The 18602-nt window shown below is 71.3% G+C and carries 14 protein-coding genes; 6 read left to right on the plus strand and 8 right to left on the minus strand.

Annotation, left to right across the window (positions count from 1 at the left end):
• Window positions 1-498: 498 nt before the first annotated feature.
• Entirely contained in the window at window positions 499-1701 is a 1203-nt protein-coding gene (locus ACWD3H_RS15580) for an acyl-CoA dehydrogenase family protein (RefSeq protein ID WP_350920890.1), read from the minus strand.
• A gap of 81 nt (window positions 1702-1782) precedes the next feature.
• Between ACWD3H_RS15580 and ACWD3H_RS15585 the strand changes: the two genes are divergently transcribed.
• The 4 genes from ACWD3H_RS15585 to ACWD3H_RS15600 all read left to right on the plus strand — a co-directional run bounded on the left by ACWD3H_RS15585 (window position 1783) and on the right by ACWD3H_RS15600 (window position 4735).
• Window positions 1783-2427: an HAD family hydrolase gene (locus ACWD3H_RS15585; protein ID WP_355558168.1), complete on the plus strand. Its 645-nt coding sequence runs from the start codon at window positions 1783-1785 to the stop codon at window positions 2425-2427.
• 134 nt (window positions 2428-2561) lie between these two features.
• Window positions 2562-3068, plus strand: a complete 507-nt coding sequence (locus tag ACWD3H_RS15590) for a DUF6912 family protein (RefSeq protein WP_350951567.1) — start codon at window positions 2562-2564, stop codon at window positions 3066-3068.
• Between the two features lie 90 nt (window positions 3069-3158).
• Window positions 3159-3791 carry an HAD family hydrolase gene (locus ACWD3H_RS15595; protein WP_350920899.1) on the plus strand — a complete coding sequence of 211 codons (633 nt, stop codon included), beginning with the start codon at window positions 3159-3161 and terminating at the stop codon, window positions 3789-3791.
• Between the two features lie 158 nt (window positions 3792-3949).
• Window positions 3950-4735: an HAD family hydrolase gene (locus ACWD3H_RS15600; RefSeq protein ID WP_451955492.1), complete on the plus strand. Its 786-nt coding sequence runs from the start codon at window positions 3950-3952 to the stop codon at window positions 4733-4735.
• Between the two features lie 74 nt (window positions 4736-4809).
• Here the strand turns inward: ACWD3H_RS15600 and ACWD3H_RS15605 are convergent, their stop codons facing one another.
• Complete coding sequence (locus ACWD3H_RS15605; RefSeq protein ID WP_451955438.1) at window positions 4810-7119, minus strand: tetratricopeptide repeat protein; 2310 nt, start codon at window positions 7117-7119, stop codon at window positions 4810-4812.
• A gap of 104 nt (window positions 7120-7223) precedes the next feature.
• Window positions 7224-8615 (minus strand): penicillin-binding transpeptidase domain-containing protein, encoded by a 1392-nt coding sequence (locus tag ACWD3H_RS15610; protein ID WP_451955439.1) that lies wholly within the window; start codon window positions 8613-8615, stop codon window positions 7224-7226.
• A 373-nt stretch (window positions 8616-8988) separates the two neighbouring features.
• Between ACWD3H_RS15610 and ACWD3H_RS15615 the strand changes: the two genes are divergently transcribed.
• Both ACWD3H_RS15615 and ACWD3H_RS15620 read left to right on the plus strand, forming a co-directional pair.
• On the plus strand, window positions 8989-10992 hold the full coding sequence (locus ACWD3H_RS15615) for an acetoacetate--CoA ligase (RefSeq protein ID WP_451955440.1): 2004 nt from the start codon (window positions 8989-8991) through the stop codon (window positions 10990-10992).
• Window positions 10993-11219: 227 nt separating this feature from the next.
• Complete coding sequence (locus ACWD3H_RS15620; RefSeq protein ID WP_451955441.1) at window positions 11220-11900, plus strand: hypothetical protein; 681 nt, start codon at window positions 11220-11222, stop codon at window positions 11898-11900.
• On the opposite strand, the gene ACWD3H_RS15625 is transcribed toward ACWD3H_RS15620, so the two are convergent.
• The 5 genes from ACWD3H_RS15625 to ACWD3H_RS15645 all read right to left on the minus strand — a co-directional run bounded on the left by ACWD3H_RS15625 (window position 11872) and on the right by ACWD3H_RS15645 (window position 18540).
• Complete coding sequence (locus ACWD3H_RS15625; RefSeq protein WP_355558188.1) at window positions 11872-12510, minus strand: response regulator transcription factor; 639 nt, start codon at window positions 12508-12510, stop codon at window positions 11872-11874. The genes ACWD3H_RS15620 and ACWD3H_RS15625 overlap by 29 nt on opposite strands.
• A complete protein-coding gene (locus tag ACWD3H_RS15630) occupies window positions 12488-14560 on the minus strand; it encodes a sensor histidine kinase (protein ID WP_451955442.1) in 2073 nt (690 codons plus the stop codon). Before ACWD3H_RS15630 ends, ACWD3H_RS15625 begins: the two co-directional genes overlap by 23 nt.
• Window positions 14561-14651: 91 nt before the next feature.
• Complete coding sequence (locus ACWD3H_RS15635) at window positions 14652-16160, minus strand: FAD-binding oxidoreductase (RefSeq protein ID WP_451955443.1); 1509 nt, start codon at window positions 16158-16160, stop codon at window positions 14652-14654.
• 104 nt (window positions 16161-16264) lie between these two features.
• Entirely contained in the window at window positions 16265-17722 is a 1458-nt protein-coding gene (locus tag ACWD3H_RS15640; protein WP_355558197.1) for an NADH-ubiquinone oxidoreductase-F iron-sulfur binding region domain-containing protein, read from the minus strand.
• Complete coding sequence (locus tag ACWD3H_RS15645; RefSeq protein WP_355558200.1) at window positions 17719-18540, minus strand: hypothetical protein; 822 nt, start codon at window positions 18538-18540, stop codon at window positions 17719-17721. The genes ACWD3H_RS15640 and ACWD3H_RS15645 overlap by 4 nt, the downstream gene beginning before the upstream one ends.
• Between the last annotated feature and the right edge of the window lie 62 nt (window positions 18541-18602).

Consider the following 18602-nt stretch of genomic DNA (forward strand, 5'->3'; position numbering starts at 1 on the left):
ACTCGATCAACCCCGCCACAGCCAGGGCGCCGAGCCCTCCGTAGTAGACGATGCGCTCAGGGGGCGGAAGGAAGGACCTGGCGGTGTCGACGGCTTGGCCCGCTTCCTGCCGGCTGACGTGTGGCATGTGAACATGCGGCGGCCGGAACTGCACGGTCATCATTGGAAGGTTCAACTTCAGTGAGGGGTTGTCCTGCTTCCGGCCTGACGGTGTGTGCGTGGTGGACGCGGCGGGTGTGGTCGGCTTCCGCGCCGTATGGGCGCGTGACCGGCTCGCCTGAGCTACTGCCATGATCCCTCCTCATGGGAACCGAGGGAAGGTGCAAATGGAGCCCGCAGGAGGCCGATCACGCCTTCTACGTGCAGTTATATGGCCTGAGTGCCATGTTCGTAATCTTCCTCGAATTGGAGCCGTGAAACTCGTACCGGCCTTTGAATCGGATATTGGGGGAGGAATCTCCAATCCATCGGACCGTATGCACCCCGTTCAGGAGCGTCCTAGGAGAGGTACGGCTTGAGCTCGCGACGGGCCACGGTGCGAATGTGAACCTCGTCCGGGCCGTCGAATATGCGCATCGCGCGGGCCTGGGCGTACATCGTGGCGAGTGGGACGTCGTCGGCGAGACCCATGCCGCCGTGGACCTGGATGGCGCGGTCGATGACCTCACACGCCATCCTCGGAGCGACGACCTTGATCGCGGAGATCTCCGAGGCGGCCGCCTTCACGCCGACCGTGTCGATCATCCAGGCGGCCTTCAGGGTGAGCAGCCTGGCCTGCTCGATGGCCAGCCGTGATTCGGCGATCTGCTGCTGCACCACGCCCTGCTGGGCCAGCGTCTGGCCGAAGGCCACCCGGTTGGCGGCGCGGGTGCACATCAGCTCCAGGGCGCGCTCGGCCATGCCGATGGCACGCATGCAGTGGTGGATGCGACCGGGGCCGAGACGGGCCTGGGCGATGCGGAAGCCGTCACCCTCCTCCGCGATCAGGTTCGAGGCGGGTACCCGGACGTCCGTGAAGACGATCTCGGAGTGGCCGTGCTGCTCCTGGTAGCCGAAGAGCGGTAGGTGGCGGACGACCTCCACACCCGGCGTGTCCATCGGGACCAGGATCATCGACTGCTGGCGGTGCGGGGGGCCGTCCGGATCGGTCTTGCCCATCACGATCAGGATCTCGCAGCGCGGGTCGGCGACCCCGGTGATGAACCACTTGCGGCCGTTGATCACGTACTCGGAGCCGTCGAGCCGGATGGAGGTGGCGATGTTGGTCGCGTCGCTTGAGGCCACGGCGGGCTCGGTCATCGCGAACGCCGAGCGGATCTCCCCGGAGAGCAGGGGCTTGAGCCACCGGTCCCGCTGCTCGGGCGAGCCGAACATGTGCAGGACCTCCATGTTCCCGGTGTCGGGGGCCGCGCAGTTCAGTGCCTCGGGCGCGAGGTCGATGGAACGGCCGGTGACCTCGGCCAGGGTGGCGTAGTCGAGCACCGACATGTTCGACTCATCGGGCAGGAACAGGTTCCAGAGGCCGCGTGAGCGCGCCTCGGACTTGAGCTCCTCCACCACCGGCGGCAGTTCGTGGTTGTCGTAGCCCCTGGCCTGCCGCCACGCATGGTAGACCGGCTCCGCCGGGTATACGTGAGTTGCCATGAAATCGGTCAGATTGGCGAGGTATTCCTGAGCCTTGTCGCTGAGCGCGAAGTCCATGGCGGCAAGTTTGGCACCACCCCTTCTCCGATCGTTCACCGGCCACACTTACCCTGGAACCCGTTCCACTAAGGAGGACAGATGCTCAAGGGCGTGCTGATCGACTGGGGTGGCGTGCTCACCGTCGGCCTTTCCGAGGCGGTCGCGGAGTGGATCGTCGCCGAGAGACTCGACGCGGACCACTACCGGCAGGTGATGCGCGAGCTCGTCGTCCACGCGTACGAGGGCCTGGAGAACAGCGAGAACGTGATCCACGCTCTGGAGCGGGGGGAGATCTCCGGGCTGGACTTCGAACGCCACCTGGCCGCCCGGCTGGTCACCACGGACGGCGTGCCGCCGGTCGCCGAGGGCCTGCTGGACAGGATGTTCTCCCGTTTCCACCGGGTCGAGCCGATGTACGAGATGCTCCGGGTGGCCCGTGCCGCCGGGCTGCGAACCTGCCTGCTCTCCAACTCCTGGGCGAACGAGTATCCCCGCGAGGGCTGGGACGACGTCTTCGACGAGGTCGTCATCTCGGGAGAGATCGGCATGCGCAAACCCGAGCAGAGGATCTTCGAGCACGCGCTCGGCAGGATCGGCCTGGCCGGTGAGCAGTGCGTGTTCGTCGACGACATCGAGGCCAACATCGAGGCCGCCCGGCGGCTCGGCATCGTCGGCGTGCACCACCGCGACCCCGAGGTGACCATCGCCGAGTTGGAGACCCTGTTGCGGGTCTCGCTGCGCTGACGCCCGTCCGGTCCGGAGCGGATCGGGTCACTCCGCGCGGGCGGTACCACCGCGGGGCGCCGGTACTGGCACACTCGATGCGTGAATCGGCGCCGAACCGGCACCGATGTCTTAAGAGATAGATCGAGGCATGGATGCGCGTCTACCTGCCGTGTACGCTCCCGGCGCTGGCCCGCGTGGCCACCGTGGGGGAGCTCGGCCCGGCCCCGCTGACCGGCTACGCGGTGACACCCGCGTTGATCGAGTGGTACGTCTCGGGTGACACCGAGGAACTGGAGTACGTCGCACTGACCGAGGCGGCCAGGGATTCCCTGCGGATGCTGGCCGCCGACCGCGCAGACGGGGTGGAGGTCGCCGCGCGGCGGGTGGTCGTCGCCGTCGACGTACCGGAGGGCGACGTGAGCGTGAGCGCCGATCTGGACGAGCGCGCCCGGGTACGACTCGCCGCGGCGGTGCCGCTGGCGCGGATCGCCGCCGTCCATGTGGACGACCTGTCGGCGGTGAAGGACGTCGAGGCCGCCGTCGCGGCGCTGCCCGCGGCCGACCGGGGCGACGACGACGCCAGGTTCACCGTGGACGGCGTCGAGGCCAACGAGCTCCTCTGGTACGCCACCCAGGAGATTCCCGACCTGGTCGGCTGATCCCCTCTCGCGTCCGGAGTCCGGAGAGCGGGTCGACCACCCTGTCATGGCGCCGCTCCGGCGAGGGTTTTCGCTATCCTGGGAGGCAATATGAGACACATTGTTTGGGATTGGAACGGCACGCTCTTTCACGACATCGACGCCGTCGTGGGTGCGACGAACGCGGTGTTCGAGCCGTACGGGCTGGGCTCCTACGACGCGGACCGCTTCCGTGCCGTCTACACGCGCCCGATCTGGGCCGCCTACGAGCGCATGCTCGGCCGTGCCCTCCACGAGGGCGAGTGGGAGATGCTCGATCTTGGCTTCCACGACAACTACCACCGGCTGATGCTGGAGTGCGGGCTGGCCGACGACGCGCTCTCCACCCTGGAAAGCTGGGGGAACACGGGAGGCAGGCAGTCGCTGCTGTCCATGTGGGCGCATGACCGGCTGGTTCCCAAGATCGCGGAGTTTGGCATCGACCACCACTTCACCCGGATCGACGGTCTGCGCAGCGCCTCCGGCGGGCACAAGGCCGAGTCGATGGTGGCCCACCTGGCCGCGCTCGGTATCGACCCGGCCGACGTCCTCGTGATCGGCGACAGCCTGGACGACGCGCACGCCGCCCAGCACGTCGGCGCGCGCGCGGTCCTCTACACCGGCGGCATGACCAGCCGCGCCGACCTGATGTCCTGCGGCGTCCCGGTCGTCGACACCCTCGCGAACGCCCTCGACCACGCCTAGGCTCTGCCCCTCGGGCCTGCGGAGGCCGCCGTATCCGAAAAATGGTCGCGGGCCGGACAGGTGAACGGTGGGGTTTCCCGGTCGGCATGGTGGAGGGGGCACCACCACAGGGCAATCCCACCCAAAAACTAATGTTTTCGGCATCGGAGGCGGTCGCCATGCGCCTCGGGCCGTACCCTGGGCATCCGCACCCATTCCGGGAGGCTCCGATCAACCGCCTCGTTCTCTGGAACATCGACCTCACCCTGGTCGACGTGTCCATCGTCACCCGCGAGGCATACGCGGAGGCCTTCCGCGCTGTCACCGGCAGGCCCCTGGTCAAGCTGACCCAGCCCAACGGGCGCCCGGACTCTGAGATCGTCTTCGAGATGCTCGCCATCAACGGGATCGTCGCCGGGGACGACCACCTCCCCAGGTTCCTCGACGCGCTGGCCGAATCCTTCGGAGCCAGGCGCAGGCGCCTGGCCAAGGACGGCCGGATGATGCCCGGGGCCCGCGACGCGCTGAAGGCGGTGGCAAAGCTCGACGGCGTGGTCCAGTCGGTGCTCACCGGCACGATCAAGAGCAACGCCGTGCACAAGCTGACCGCGTTCGGCCTCGACAAGTACGTCGACTTCGCGATCGGCGGCTATGGCGAGGAGGTCTATCCCAAGGCCACCCTCCTGCAGGTCGCGCAGGGCCGGGCCAAGCAGAAGTACGGGGCGATCTTCGACGGGAGCAACACCGTGCTGATCGGCGACTCGGCCAGGGACGTCCAGGCCGCCAGGATCGCCGGAGCCGCGATGATCGGCGTCGCCTCCGGGCGCTCCCTGGCGGCCGAGCTGCACGAGGCCGGGGCGGACGCGGTCCTGCCCGACCTCGCCAACCCCTCCGAGGTGGTGGCCGCCGTCGCCGGCCTCACCTCCCCGGCCCGCCGCGCCGGCCACTACCCCGCCGGCCGCTGATTCCTGTCCGGTAAGCGGGCCGGGTGAACTCGACAGCGCTGTCTTCCCCTACCCCCTTGCCGGCCACCTCGGGCTCACCGGCCGATCAGGCGTCGCCACCTCGGCAAGAAGGAGCGGACATTGTCAATACTCTCCCGTGCCGCCCGCGTGTTCGGATGGTCGGCGCCCAGCACCCGCTCGCAGTCGGCCAGGACCTGCTTGAACAGGACGATGGCCTCTCGCGTCCGTCCCGCCGAGTCGTGGGCGTAGGCGAGGTAGTGGCGGCTGGTCAGGGTGTCAAGGTGGTCGGCGCCCAGTTTCCGTTCCCGTTCGGCCACGACCCGCTCGTACAGGACGATGGCCTCCCGCAGCCGACCCGCCTCCAGGTAAATCTCGGCGAGGTTGTGGCGGCCGGTCAGGGTGAGGGGGTCATCGGCGTCCAGCAGCCGCTCGCAGTCGGTCAGTATCGCCTCATACGAGGTGATGGCCTTCTGTGTCCGCCCCGCCGCCCGATAGGCGCCGGAGAGGTTGCCGCGGGTGGTCGAGGTGAGGAGGTGGTCGTGGCCAAGCACCCGCTCGCAGTCGGGCAGGACCTGCTCGTACAGGGTGATGGCCTTCTGCGTCCGTCCCTCCATCTGATGGGCGTCGGCGAGGTTGTGGCGACTGGCCAGACTGATGTGGTGGTCGGTGCCCAGCACCCGCTCGCAGTCGGCCAGGACCTGCTCGAACAGGGCGATGGCCTCCCGCGTACGCCCCGCAGACCGATAGGTGTCGGCGAGGTCATGGCGGGTGCCCAGGGTGAGATGGTGGTCGCTGCCCAGCACCCGCTCGCAGTCGGCCGCTGCCCGCTCGTACAGGGTGATGGCCTCCTGCGTCCGTTCTCCCCACTGGTAGGTGTAGGCAAGGACCTGGCGGCTGGTCAGGGTGTCGAGGTGGTCGACCCCCAGCACCCGCTCCCGTTCGGCCAGGACCTGCTCGAACAGGGCGATGGTCTCCTGCGTCCGCTCCGCCGCCTGATAGCTACAGGCGAGGTTGTGGCGGTTACTCAAGGTGGTGGGGTGGTCGGTGCCCAGCAGCCGTTCGGATTCGGCCAGTGTCACCTCATGCAGGGTGATGGCGCGGGACAGGTCGCCCATCTCCCGCAGGTAGTCGCCGGACCAGCCGCGCAGCAGCAGCAGGTCAGGTGTCAGGAGGCCGACGGGGAAGGCGGTGGCATAGAGGACACCGATGTGTTCCCGCAGGGACTTCGCCATGCCCCTGGCTTTCCAGGGCGTGGTCTCCTCGTTGATCAGGTCGTTCAACGCGCGCAGCGGGCCGACGGCATCGGCCAGCACCTGCCCCAGGCGGTCGTCGTGGTGGGCGCGTTCGCGCAGCACCCGCTGGATCAGGCTGTGCATCAGCACCACCCGGCCATCGTCGCTGAAGGTGATCAGCGAGGTGTCGGCCAACCCGGACAGAAGCTCGTCGACGCCCGATCGCTCCTCGGATTCCGCGCCACCGGGCAGCAGCGACCTGGTCACGCCGGTCGAGGACAGCACCGCCAGCCTCTCCAGCACCGGGCGGGCGCCCGCGACAGCCTCCTCGGCCTGGCCGAGCGAGACAAGGACCGCCTGTGCCACCCCGGCCGGATAGCCGTCGTCCTCCAGGGTGGTCAGCTGCCGATCCGGGGACAGGTCGCGCAGCGAGCGCAGGTAGCCGCGATAGCCGGTCTTCTCCCGGGCGATGACCGCGCCCGCCTGGGCCAGCGCCAGCGGCAGACACCTCAGTTCCTCGACCAGCTCGGCGGCCGCGTCCTCATCGACCAGGCCGGTGCGGCCGGCCAGGAACGCCACCGCCTGGGCCGGGGTGAAGGCGTCCACCTCCAGCGAGGTGTAGTGATCTCCGAAGGCACGGTCGCGGGAGGTGATCACCACCCGGGCCGCTCCGCCGGCCGGACACCACCGCCGCACCGCCTGGATGTCGGTGGCGCCGTCGAACACCACCAGGCATGGCTGTCGCGTCTCCGACAGCCACGCCTTCGCCTTGTCCGAGGCACTCTCGATGGTGTCAACGGGGACGCGTACCCCCAGCCGATGGGCGAGGTCCTCCAGCCCGGCGAGGATCTGATCGGTGGTCGCGGCGGGAATCCAGGCCACCACCGGCCACCCCGCCGCCTGGCAGGCCCACGCGTACGAGGCGGCCAGCAGCGTTTTGCCCACCCCCGGAGCGCCGGTCAGCGCGCACACCGCCTCCTCGGCGGCGAGTGGCGCCAGTAGATCCTCGCGTACCTGAAACCCCGCGGGCGGGGCGGGGACGGCGCCCTCGACGATCTGCTCACGCACCGGCGGCCGGGCGGTGAAGTCGGCCACCACGGCGGAGACCGCTGTCGGCGGCTTCTCCCGCGACGACCTTCGCTGATCCGTCATGTGTCCCATCCTCCGATCGAACACCTCCGCCGGGCACGGATGACGCCAAATGGTGATCAACTACCTTCACGTGCCGGAGGGCGGGAGCGGCCCGCGGGTGAAGGTCACCGCTGCGGGAGGCCGGTCAGGAAGCGGCTCGCGATGGGGGCGGCCACCGTGGAGCCGGCGCCGCAGCCCTCCACCACGATGGAGAACGCCAGGTCTCCCCGGTAGCCGATGAACCAGGCGTGCGACGGCGGTTCCTTGCCCGAGCCGAACTCCGCGGTCCCGGTCTTGCCCGCCGTGCCGGAGGGGAAGGGGACCGCGCTCGCGGTGCCCTCCACCACCACCGCGGGCATCAGCGTGCGCAGTGCCCGCAGGATCTCGGGTTCCAGCTTCCGCGGCTCGGCCTCGGGCAGCGGGGAGGCCGCCACCAGGCGGGGTGGGCGCCAGGAGCCGTCGGCGATCGCCGCGGCGACCGTGGCCATGTTGAGCGGGCTCGCCAGCACCCGGCCCTGGCCGATCGAGGCCGATGCGAGGTCGGTGTCGTCCTTGGGCGCGGGGAACTCGGCCCGTACCGCGGGCACGCCGGGCCGGACGGGGGCGCCGAACCCGAAGCTCCCGGCGACGGTGGCGAGCCGCTGCCCGCCGAGCCGATCCACGGTGAGCGCGCCGAACGTGGTGTTGCACGAGTGCGCGAACGCCGTGCGCAACGAGAGCGTGCCGTAGTCCTTGAACCCGGCGTTGTGGAAGGCGAAGCCGCCGATGTTCTGCTCGGCCGGGCAGCTCACCTGCTCGTCCGCGGTCATGCCGTCGGCGACCAGGGCCGAGGTGGTGATCACTTTGAAGGTCGAGCCCGGCGGGTAGTGGCCCAGCAGCGCCCGGTTGAACCCGCCGGGCTTGTTGACCACGGCGAGGATCTCGCCGGTCGAGGGCCGGAGCGCGACCAGCGAGGCGGGCCTGTTCACCGCTTCCAGTGCCGACGCGGCGGCGCGGTGGACGTCCAGGTCGATGGTGGTGCGCAGTTCCCGGCCGGCCTTGGCGGCGGCGGTGGCGAGCGTGGCGACCTTCTCGGTGCCCTTCACCAGGTCGATCCGCGCGGATGAGGTGCCGGTGAGGCGGGAGGCGTACGTCTGGGTGAGTCCCTCGACGAGTTGCTGCACCGAGCCCGGCGTGGCGGGGGTGTCGATCCGGGTGCCGTCGGCGGCGAGGATCGGCGCCCGCTCGGCCTTGACCAGCATGGTCTTGATCCCCAGGCCCGTTCCGAGCCTGGGGTGGACGGCGGCCGGGCTCCACTCCACCCGCCAGGCGCGCTCGTGCTCGACCAGTCTCAGTGACCCCTCGTAGGCCCAGTTCACGGGCCCCTCAAGCGTCGCGCGGAACCCGACGGTGGCGGGCTCGACGCCCCGAGCGTCTCCCAGGACGCTGAAGGCGGCCCCCGTCAGCTTCAGGTCGGTACGGAAACGCCGGTACCAGCGCTCGAAGTCGTCCGGCGGCTTGACGGTCAGCGCACGCATCGCCGGGTAGTCCTGGGCTCCACGCGGTCAGGAACATCTCCGCGGTCTCCTCGGGCGAGCCCTCGGTGTGCAGTGCCCATACAGTGCCCGCGCTCGCGGCCGCCAGCACCAGTGCGGTCGCGGTGGCCAGGTGTCTCAGCCTCATGGCAGTGGTCGCCCTTCGTCGTCGGGGACAGAGGAGACCAGAGAGTTGTCCCTTATGTCCAATATTTGGGACAGGATGAGATCGATAGCCGAATGGATATCGGTGCTGGTGGTGACGTGTTTTCCGGGGGCGGTGGCGAGGGTGTGTGTGGTCGGTCCACACGGTGTGCCGGGGCGATATGTGAACCCTGGGGATGACATTCGGTTGGGGCGCCGAGAGGATAGGGCCATGGTTGAGGAAGGTGCGCTGCTCTGGGAGCCCTCCCCGGAGGTTGTGAGGAACGCGAAGGTCACCCGTTATGCGGAGTGGCTGGGCCGGGCCGGTGACTACGAGTCCCTGTGGCAGTGGTCGGTGGACGCCCCGGCCGAGTTCTGGACGTCGATCTGGGACTACTTCGGGGTCGTGGGGGAGCGCGGTGACGGGCCGGTCCTGTCGGGGGAGATGCCCGGCACGGAATGGTTCGCCGGGTCGACGGTGAACTACGCGGCCAACGCGCTGCGTGGGGCCGCCTCCGACCCCGGGCGGCTCGCGCTGGTCGCCCGCGACGAGGCGGGCGGGCGGCGGACGTTCACCAGGGGCGAGCTGGCCGAGGAGGTGGCACGGGTCCGCGCGGGCCTGGCGGCGCTGGGTGTCGGACGGGGCGACCGGGTCGCGGCCTACGTGCCGAACGTTCCCGAGGCGCTGATCGCCTTCCTGGCGACCGCCTCCCTGGGAGCCGTCTGGTCCTCCTGCTCGCCCGACTTCGGGGCGTCCAGCGTGATCGACCGTTTCACCCAGATCGAGCCGAAGGTGCTCGTCGCGGTCGACGGCTACGACTACAACGGCAGGAGCTTCGACCGAAGCGCGGTCGTCGACGACATCGCGGCCAGGCTGCCGACGCTGGTGGCGCGGGTCCGGATCTCGGCCGAGGACGTGCGGGGCGCGCGGAGTACGCCGGGCGCGGACATCCCCGGCGGCTCCGGCGCGGCGGACGCTCCGGGGCCCGGGGCCGGGGTCCGTACGGTGAGCTGGGCGGAGCTGCGCTCCGTCGCGGGGCCGCTCGACTTCGAGCCGGTGCCGTTCGGGCACCCGCTCTGGATCGTCTACTCCTCGGGCACCACCGGGCTGCCCAAGCCGATCGTGCACGGCCACGGCGGTGTGGTGCTCGAACACCTCAAGGCGACCTCTTTCCACCAGGACCTGGGTGAGGACGACGTCTTCTTCTGGTACACCACCACCGGCTGGATGATGTGGAACTACCTCGTCGGCGGACTGCTGGTCGGCTCGACCGTGGTGCTCTACGACGGGGCGGCGACCTACCCCCAGACCGACGCGCTCTGGCGGCTGGCCGCCGAGGAGGGGGTCACCTACTTCGGCACGGGCGCTCCGTACGTGATCGCGTCCATGAAGGCCGGCCTCAAGCCGTCGGGCCTCGACCGGCTGCGGGGGCTCGGTTCCACCGGCTCGCCGCTGCCGCCCGAGGGGTTCGGCTGGGTGCACGACGCGCTGCCGGACGTGCAGCTCGGTTCGTTCTCCGGGGGCACCGACGTGTGCACCGGCTTCGTCGGCGCGGTCCCGCTGCTCCCGGTCCGGGCGGGCGTGATCCCCTGCCGCTGCCTGGGAGCGAAGGTGGAGTCCTTCGATCCGTCGGGCAGGTCGGTGATCGGCGAGGTCGGCGAGCTGGTGGTGACCCTGCCGATGCCGTCGATGCCGGTGATGTTCTGGAACGACCCGGACGGGTCGCGCTACCGCGACAGTTACTTCTCCGAGTACCCCGGGGTCTGGCGGCACGGTGACTGGATCAAGATCCTTCCTGGCGGTGGCTCGGTGATCTACGGCCGCTCCGACTCGACACTGAACCGGGGCGGGGTGCGGATGGGCACCAGCGAGTTCTACCGTGTGGTGGAAGGTTTCGAGGAGATCGCCGACAGTCTGGTGATCGACACCGGCCAGCTCGGGCAGGAGGGCCGCCTGCTGCTGTACGTCACCATGGCCGAGGGGGAGACGCTCCGGGACGACCTGGTCATGCGCCTGCGCCGGGAGCTCAGGGAGAGGCTCTCCCCGCGCCATGTGCCGAACGAGATCATCGAGGTCCCCGGCATCCCCCGCACCCTCAGTGGCAAGAAGCTGGAGGTCCCGATCCGCAAGATCCTCCTCGGTATCCCCCCGGAGAAGGCCGCCAATCTCGACGCCATGGCCAACCCCGAGGTCCTCTCCCACTTCGTCCCGGAGGCCGACACCGCGCGGCGCTGACCGCCCCGCCCCGCCACGTCACCGGGCACGGTTTCCTTGGGCGCGGTTTCCTCGGGCACGGGCCCGAGGACCGGCCTTCCCAGGCACCGCCCGAACCATGGAGGCCGCCGAGATGCGCCCCGTGGGACGTGGCGGGGTGGTCCCGGGCTTCCGGGGACATTCCTCCCGGGAGTCGGGGGCATCGGCCCAGGCGGCCTGGGACGGGGTCCGGGTTCGCTGTCCAGGTGATGAAAAATCCTGATTCGTTCCGCCGGATCGTCGCCGGCATCGCCCTGCTCGCCTGGCCGCTGCTGGAGTTCCTCGCCTTCCTCACCGCGCCGCCGGGAAGAAGCCACGCCCCCGCGGTCTTCCGGGAGAACGCGACGACGGTGCAGGTCAGCGCGCTTCTCTACCTGTGGGCCGCGCTCGCCCTCATCCCGGTGACCTTCGCCCTGGCCCACCTGCTGCGCAGGCGCGCCCCGAGGACGAGCAACGTGGGGGCCGCGATCGGCCTGATCGGCTGCGGGCACGCGCTGACGCTCTTCACCACCGACTTCTACGACCTGGCCCTGGCTCAGATGCTGCCCGACGCGCAGGCGGAGGCGGTCACGGCCCGGGCCGGCGAGCTGTGGGGATTCCTGTACGGCATGCTGCTGCCCGCCTTCCTCGCCCACGTCGGGCTGTTCACCCTGCTCATCGCGCTGGCCGCGGTCAGGATCGCCCCCTGGTGGGTGCCGGTCACCGCGTTCGCGGGAACGCTGGTCCCCTTCCTGGCCGTCGACCAGGCACCGGCCGTGCAGGCGACGGGCGCCCTGTTCCACCTGGCCGCGTACGGCTGGATCGCGCTGCGCGTGCTGCGGATGCCGGACGCCGAGTGGAGTGGGGAGGTCAGCGGGCAGGTCACAACCCCGCTTCCCGCGCGCGCATGATCGCCTGTGCCCGGTCCGCCACCTGGAGCTTGGTGAAGACGGCCGACACGTGATTGCGCACGGTCTTCTGGCTCAGCCCGAGCCTGGCGGCGATCTGCGGGTTCGTCAGATGCTCGGCGACCAGGCCGAGGATCTCCCGCTCCCGTCTGGTCAGCTCGGGCAGCGCCTCCTCCCGCCCGTGCTCGCGCCCCTGCTCGCCGAAGTAGCTCACCAGCCGGGTGGCGATGGCCGGGCCGAAGATGGCCTCGCCCTCGGCCACCGCCTGCACGGACCGGACGATCTCCGCCTTCCTCGCGCCCTTGAGAACGTAGCCCCTGGCGCCGGCTCGCATGGCCGCGAACACCGAGTCGTCGTCGTCCGACATGCTGAGCACGACCACCCGGATGTGCGGGTGGTCGTGGGTGAGCCGCTCGGTGGCCGCGACCCCGCCCATCCCCGGCATCGCCAGGTCCATCAGGACCACGTCGGGCTGCGCCCGCCCGACCAGGGCCAGCGCCTGCTCGCCGCTGGCCGCCTCGTCGGCGATTTCGATCCCCTCGGTCGTCGACAGCAGGGTCCGCAGCCCCGCGCGAAAACCCGGATGGTCGTCAACCAGCAGGATCCGGATCACCACTGCCTCCTTCCTCGGCCGCCGGCAGCACGACCCTGACAAGGGTCCCGCCTCCCGGATGCTCCTCGAACACGCACGATCCGCCCAACTCCACAGCGCGCTCCCGCATCGACGCCAGCCCGACCCCCGCGCGGCCCAGCCCTCCGGGGCCGTCGGGGACGGGCGCCTCCCGGCGCATCCCCCGGCCGTCGTCGGAGACCTCCAGCCGCAGCGTGCCGTCCGCCATCTCGATCCGCAGCTCCGCGCGGGTCGCTCCGGCGTGCCTGCGCACGTTGGCCAGCGCCTCGGACGCGATCCGGTAGGCGGCGACCTCGGTGGCGGCCGGCAGCGGCGGCAGGCCGTCCGGGGCGCGCAGGGCCACGCGCAGGCCGGCCGGTTGCCGGATCGTATGGGCGCGGAGCGCGCCGAGCAGCCCCAGGGAGTCCAGCGCGGGTGGGCGCAGGCCGTCCACCAGGGTCCGCACGTCGGCCACCGCGGCCTCGGCGTCGGAGACGATCTCGGCCAGCAGTCGCCGCGCGTGCTCGTCCTCGACCAGGTCGTGCACGGCCTCGGCACGCATGGTCAGCGCGGCCAGCGTGGGCCCGAGCCCGTCGTGCAGGTCGCGCCTCAGCCTGCGCCGCTCCTCCTCGCGGGCCATCACCAGCCGCTCCCGCGAGCGCCGCAGGTCGGCGGAGAGCCGTACGGCGTGCACGGCCACCGAGATCTGCCTGGCCAGGTCGCCGAGGACGCGCAGGTCGCGGGGGCCGAACCCGCTCTCTCCCGGCCTGGGCGACAGGATGAGGTCGCCGGCCCGCTCGCCGTTGTGCGTCAGTGGCAGCCGTACGAGCTCCCCTGCGGGCGTGCCGGACGCGTACCGCGCGCCGCCGGCCGTCTCGACCGCCGCGTACGGCAGGCGCAGTGCCTCGGCGACCGACCGGGCGACCCCCGGCAGCACGGTGCCCGGTTCGGCGGTGCTCTCCAGCCTGCGGCCCAGGCGGGTGAGCGCCGCGTACGGATCGTCACGCTCCCCGTACATCAGCAGGTTGACCCAGCCCCGCAGCCATTCCCGCAGCGGCGCGAAGGCGAGGGCCACGAGCCCGGCGGCCAGGATCGAGATCGGCAGGTCCCCGGTGGGGAAGAGCGCGCCGAGGTAGCCGACCACGACCACGTACCCGCCGGTCACGCACCCCGACAGCAGCGCGTAGACCAGCGTCCGGTTGATCACCAGGTCGATGTCGAAGAGCCGGTGGCGCAGGATCGCGACGCAGATGGCGACCGGCAGGAGGGTCACGCCGACTCCGCCGGCCAGCTCCCACGGGGTGTTGGTCATGGGCCAGATGGAGCCGGGGACGTCGTCGGTCAGCCCGGCCGCCAGCCTGGCCGCGACGACCACCGCCTCGATGCCGACCGCGTAGACCAGCCAGGCGACCTGGCGGCGCTCCCGGCCGCCGCTCCGAAGAGCCCGTACGCCCAGGTCCAGCGCGCCCGCGAAGAACACCACGGCGAACAGGGCGGTCATCGCCGTCTCCACCACCGGTGCCACGTCCGCGAGACCGGCCACTCCGAGCGGGTTGACCACACCGCCGCCCTCGGCGACCTGGCTGTTCTCACCGGGCCGGAACGCGCCGGCCACCATGGTCACCGCTCCCGCGGCGGTGGCGCCGATCGCCAGCCGGCGGGCTCCCGCCGAGGGCAGCCGCCCATCGGGGAAGAACAGCGGGATCAGGCAGGCCGACAGGTTCGCCGGCACCCAGAGCCAGGTCTGCGGCCAGGCCAGGGCTTCGGCCAGTGGCAGCCCGGGACGGGTGACGAGGCCGAGGATCGCGTACTGCCCGCAGAACTCCATGAGCGCGAAGCAGAACGCGCTCGCCGTCAACAGCCGGCCCACTCCGTGCTCGGGACGGCGCGAACCGATGAGGCCGCCCGCCAGCGCGCAGGCCGCCACGAACAGCAGGTGGGACAGGTTGAGCGGATTCGTCCCGTTGAGAACGGCCAGGACGACGGCGAGCACGGTCAGCACCAGGGTCAGGGCGCACCATGACCACGCGATGCGCGCCGCTGCCGCCGCCACTGTGCCTCCCGAGCCGGTCGCCACACCGTATCCGGCCCGGGGGACGATGTCTCGGGGTGGGACTCGCCGATCAAAGGAGCGGCCCCCGGGGTCAGATTCCCTGGGGGAGCCGGAACAGCCGGCCCGGGTCGCGGGCGGCCTTGATCTGGGCGAGCCTGGTGGCGTTCGCCCCGTAGTAGGCCGCGCGCCAGCCGCCGAGCTCGGGGTCGATGTAGTTGACGTAGGCGTGGTCGCCGAAGTGGGGTCGCATCGCCGCGTGCGCGGTCCTGGCCCAGGCGGCCGCTCCGGCGCGGTGGGCGTAGTACTGCACGCTGTAGAGGGCGGCCCGGTGCGGGAAGGCGGTGGCGTCGGGGCGGACCCGGGCGACGGCGCCGCCGAGGGCGTCCAGCAGCACGGTGTGGTTGCCGGGGCGGGCGACCTGGGCGACCAGGGTCCCGGCCCCGGCCTCGGAGAGCGGGCGGTAGGCCATGTGCGACTTGGCGGTGAAGGTGTCCCTGGACAGCCGCCCGCCCCTGGTCTGCCCCGGCAGGGACCCGCCCAGGTGGCACTGGGTGACCGAGAGCGAGCCGCAACCCGCCATGGTCAGCATGGCCTGGCGGTAGGAGGTCTGCCGGACGTAGCTCGACGAGGGCGACCCGGCCGCGTCGGCCAGCCGGTCGAGCAGCCGCTCGCAGTCGGCCTTGCCGCCGAGGTAGAGCCCGACGACCTGCACGTCCATCCCGCCGTCGCGGCTGAGGTGCATGCCCGACCACAGGGCGTCCGGGGCCGAGGGGCCCCACGCCTGCCAGGCGCGCAGCGCCCTGGCCGCCTTCGACCACGGCCAGTGCAGGAAGAACACCGTGACCTCGCGGGCCGGGTGGGTCCGGAACTCGAAGGAGACCGCCACGCCGAGGTTGCCCCCGCCGCCGCCCCGGGAGGCCCAGTACAGGTCGGCGTTGTGGTTCGCGTCGCAGGTCAGCAACTGTCCATCGGCCGTGACGATCTGGACGGACTCCATCACGTCGCAGGTCAGGCCGTACTTCCTGGAGACCACGCCGATGCCGCCGCCCAGGGCCAGCCCGCTCACCCCGACCGTGGCGCAGGTCCCGGCGGGGATGCTGACCCCGCTCGCGGCGAGCCTGTCGTAGACGTCGATCAGCTTGGCGCCCGCCCCGACCCTCGCCCGCCCGGCGGTGTGGCTCACCTTGCCCATCCGGGACACGTCCAGGACCAGGCCGGTCCCGGTGGACCAGCCAGCGTAGGAGTGCCCGCCGGACCGCACGGCCAGCGGCACGTTCAGCCGGCGCGCGAAGCCGACGCACTCGGCGACGTCGGAGGGGTTGGCGCAGTAGGCCACGCCCGCGGGCCGCACCGCGTCGAAGGTGGGGTTGAACAGCCGGCGTGCGCTGTCGTACGAGGCGTCGCCAGGCCGGATGACCTTGCCGGCCAGCCCGTCGGCCAGGGCCCGCCAGTCGGCGGGGCGCGGGCCGCTCGCGGCGCCCGTGGTATCCCGGCCGGTCACGCCGGTGGCGCCCAGGGCGGGTGTGCCCTGAGCGCCCAGTGCCAGAGCGGCCAGGCCGCCGGTACGAAGGAATGCCCGCCTGTCAGGAGCGGTCCGCATGCGTTCTCCCCGAGGTTCCGTGTCGACTACCCGATAGGACGACCGCATCCATCACCTGGTTGGTCACATTCACATCACCGTTCGCGCGACGGGTCTCGACGGGGTCAGGTCCCCTGCACCACGCGCAGTGCGAGGGCGGGGCACATCTCGACGGCCCTGCGGGCCATCCGCCGGAACTGGGCGGGTACGGTGTCGCGGCCGAACACCGGGTAGCCGTGCTCGTCGAGCCGGACGAGGTCGGGGGCGAGCCGGGCGCACAGGCCGTGGCCCTGGCAGCGGGTCCAGTCCACGGTCAGCTTCACCTCGGGCTCGTTCTCCTGCGGGGGCAGGGGGAGCACGCCGTGCACCGGGCGCCCGCAGGTGCCGTGCAGGAGGTGTTCCTCGATGTCGTCGGGGAAGGCGTCCAGCGCCGACAGCACGAACCTGGCCGTACCGTCGGGGTGGAAGCACGCGCCCCTGCCCTTGACGCTCGCCGCCCTGGCGCGCAGTTCGTCCAGGGCGGCGGCGGAGCCGCCCATGACCTCGGCCATCGACTGCGCGACGCCCGGGAGGCCGAGACGGCACGGACCGCACTGCCCCGACGACTGGGCGGCCAGGTATCTCGCCACCCTGACCGTCTCGCCCAGCGGGCAGGTCTCCCCGCCGAGCGGCACGATGATCCCGGCGCCGAGTTGGCCGCCCGCCTCGGCGATGCCCTGCCGGGAGACGGTCGCCACGGCCGCGGCGTCCGCGTGGAGCCACGCGCCGTGGTAGCCGCCGACCAGCACGCCGTCGCCGGTGGATGCCTGGCAGGCGTCCAGGACGGCGTAGAGCGGCGTGCCGGTCGCGACCTCGACGACGGCCGGGGCCTTGGCCGAACCTCCCACGGTGAGCAGCACCGTGCCGGGCTCGCGCGCCGTGCCGACGTCGGCGTACCGCTCGGCGCCCAGGGTCGCGAGGACCGCGAGCTGGGCGTAGGTCTCGGCGTTGGACAGCAGGGTGGGCAGCCCGTTCACCCCGCTCTCGACGGCCCTGACCTTGCGGCCCGGCGGCTCTCCTACCTGCCCGTTCACTGACCTGACCAGGGCGCCGCCCTCGCCGGAGATGAACCGTTCGACGATGCCGGCCACCCGGACCTGGTCGCCGATGCCCCGCTCCTCGACCGCGGCGGTGACGGAGGTCTGGCCCATGCCGCCCTCGACCGTCGCGATCACGACCTGCTTGGCGCCGATCGCGCCCGCCGCGAGCAGCGCCCCCTCGATGACCAGGTGGGGGGTTCTGGTGAGCAGCATCGTGTCCTTGCTGCTGGCCGGCTCGCCCTCGGCCGCGTTGACCAGGACGATCTTCTCCGGCTTCTTGTCCATCACCGCGCGGACCTTGCGGGCGAAGGGGAAGGCGGCCCCGCCCCGCCCGCGCATGTCCACCTCGTCGGCCAGCGCCGCCAGCTCCTCGCCGGACATGCCGGGCGCCGTGCCGTGCATGTCGCGGTGGGCCGCGAGGTCCATCCTGCGGCAGTCCTCCAGCCCGGCGGTCAGCCGGGCCGGCCCCAGTTGCCGGACCGGGGGAACGCGGTAAGGGATCATCCAACGCCTCCGATGCGGCGAAGCTCCGGTGGGTTCTCGCGCACCTGGCGCGGGATGCGGCCGATGATGCTCGTGGGCGGGGTCAGCTCCGCGGCGGCGGGCGCCTCCACGGCGGCCTCCTCGCGTACCGGGATCTGCCCGGGCTGCAGCTCGGAGATCACCCTGATCAGCAGGGCCGCGCCCACCGCGACCAGGCAGATCACGTAGCTCCAGGTCACCCACTCGGCGGGACGGCGGCCCGCGGTCAGCCCGTGCAGGACCGCCAGCGGCCACGCCAGGTAGGCGGAGCCGTGCAGCAGCCGCCAGAGCCACGGCCTGTTGTTCTCCGCGAACCTGGCCCGGGCGACCCCGGTGAGGAAGACGAGGATCATCAGGTCGGAGGCGATGGCGCCGAAACCGACGTACAGACCCTGGCCGCCGGTGGCCAGCGGGACCACGGCGGAGGCGGGAGAGGTCCTGCTTTCGATGATCTTCATGGTGACGTGGATGCCCAGGGAGCCCATACCGATCATGGCGGTGGCCCGGTGCACGAACTGGGAGCGGATCCGGCCCGGGACGGGCAGCACGATCCGGTCGGCCGACAGCAGGCCGAGTGCCACGGTCGCGGTGAACGACACGAGGGCGATCACGCCCCCGAAGAACGAGAAGACCCCACGGATGGTCGCGGCCATCTCCATGCCGGGCCCGGTCCGCCCGAGCATGAGCAGGCCGACCACGGAGACCGTGATCGTGGCACCGAGACCGATCCTGGCGGGTCTTCGGTCGAGACTTGTCCCGGCCTCCGAGCGGGTGTGTCGCGGAGTCCGTCTGTTACCCACCTGTTGCTCCTGTCTGCGAAGCGGTTCGACGACGTCTGCGTGCGAGGGGGATGGACTCTGGT

Source organism: Streptosporangium sp. NPDC002607, assembly GCF_053592655.1.

What these genes read in the sequence shown, in the direction of transcription:
- ACWD3H_RS15580 (WP_350920890.1), bottom strand. Translation starts at nt 1,701, where the DNA reads ATGGACTTCGCGCTCAGCGACAAGGCTCAGGAATACCTCGCCAATCTG.
- ACWD3H_RS15585 (WP_355558168.1), top strand. Translation starts at nt 1,783, where the DNA reads ATGCTCAAGGGCGTGCTGATCGACTGGGGTGGCGTGCTCACCGTCGGC.
- ACWD3H_RS15590 (WP_350951567.1), top strand. Translation starts at nt 2,562, where the DNA reads ATGCGCGTCTACCTGCCGTGTACGCTCCCGGCGCTGGCCCGCGTGGCC.
- ACWD3H_RS15595 (WP_350920899.1), top strand. Translation starts at nt 3,159, where the DNA reads ATGAGACACATTGTTTGGGATTGGAACGGCACGCTCTTTCACGACATC.
- ACWD3H_RS15600 (WP_451955492.1), top strand. Translation starts at nt 3,950, where the DNA reads ATGCGCCTCGGGCCGTACCCTGGGCATCCGCACCCATTCCGGGAGGCT.
- ACWD3H_RS15605 (WP_451955438.1), bottom strand. Translation starts at nt 7,119, where the DNA reads ATGACGGATCAGCGAAGGTCGTCGCGGGAGAAGCCGCCGACAGCGGTC.
- ACWD3H_RS15610 (WP_451955439.1), bottom strand. Translation starts at nt 8,615, where the DNA reads ATGCGTGCGCTGACCGTCAAGCCGCCGGACGACTTCGAGCGCTGGTAC.
- ACWD3H_RS15615 (WP_451955440.1), top strand. Translation starts at nt 8,989, where the DNA reads ATGGTTGAGGAAGGTGCGCTGCTCTGGGAGCCCTCCCCGGAGGTTGTG.
- ACWD3H_RS15620 (WP_451955441.1), top strand. Translation starts at nt 11,220, where the DNA reads ATGAAAAATCCTGATTCGTTCCGCCGGATCGTCGCCGGCATCGCCCTG.
- ACWD3H_RS15635 (WP_451955443.1), bottom strand. Translation starts at nt 16,160, where the DNA reads ATGCGGACCGCTCCTGACAGGCGGGCATTCCTTCGTACCGGCGGCCTG.
- ACWD3H_RS15640 (WP_355558197.1), bottom strand. Translation starts at nt 17,722, where the DNA reads ATGATCCCTTACCGCGTTCCCCCGGTCCGGCAACTGGGGCCGGCCCGG.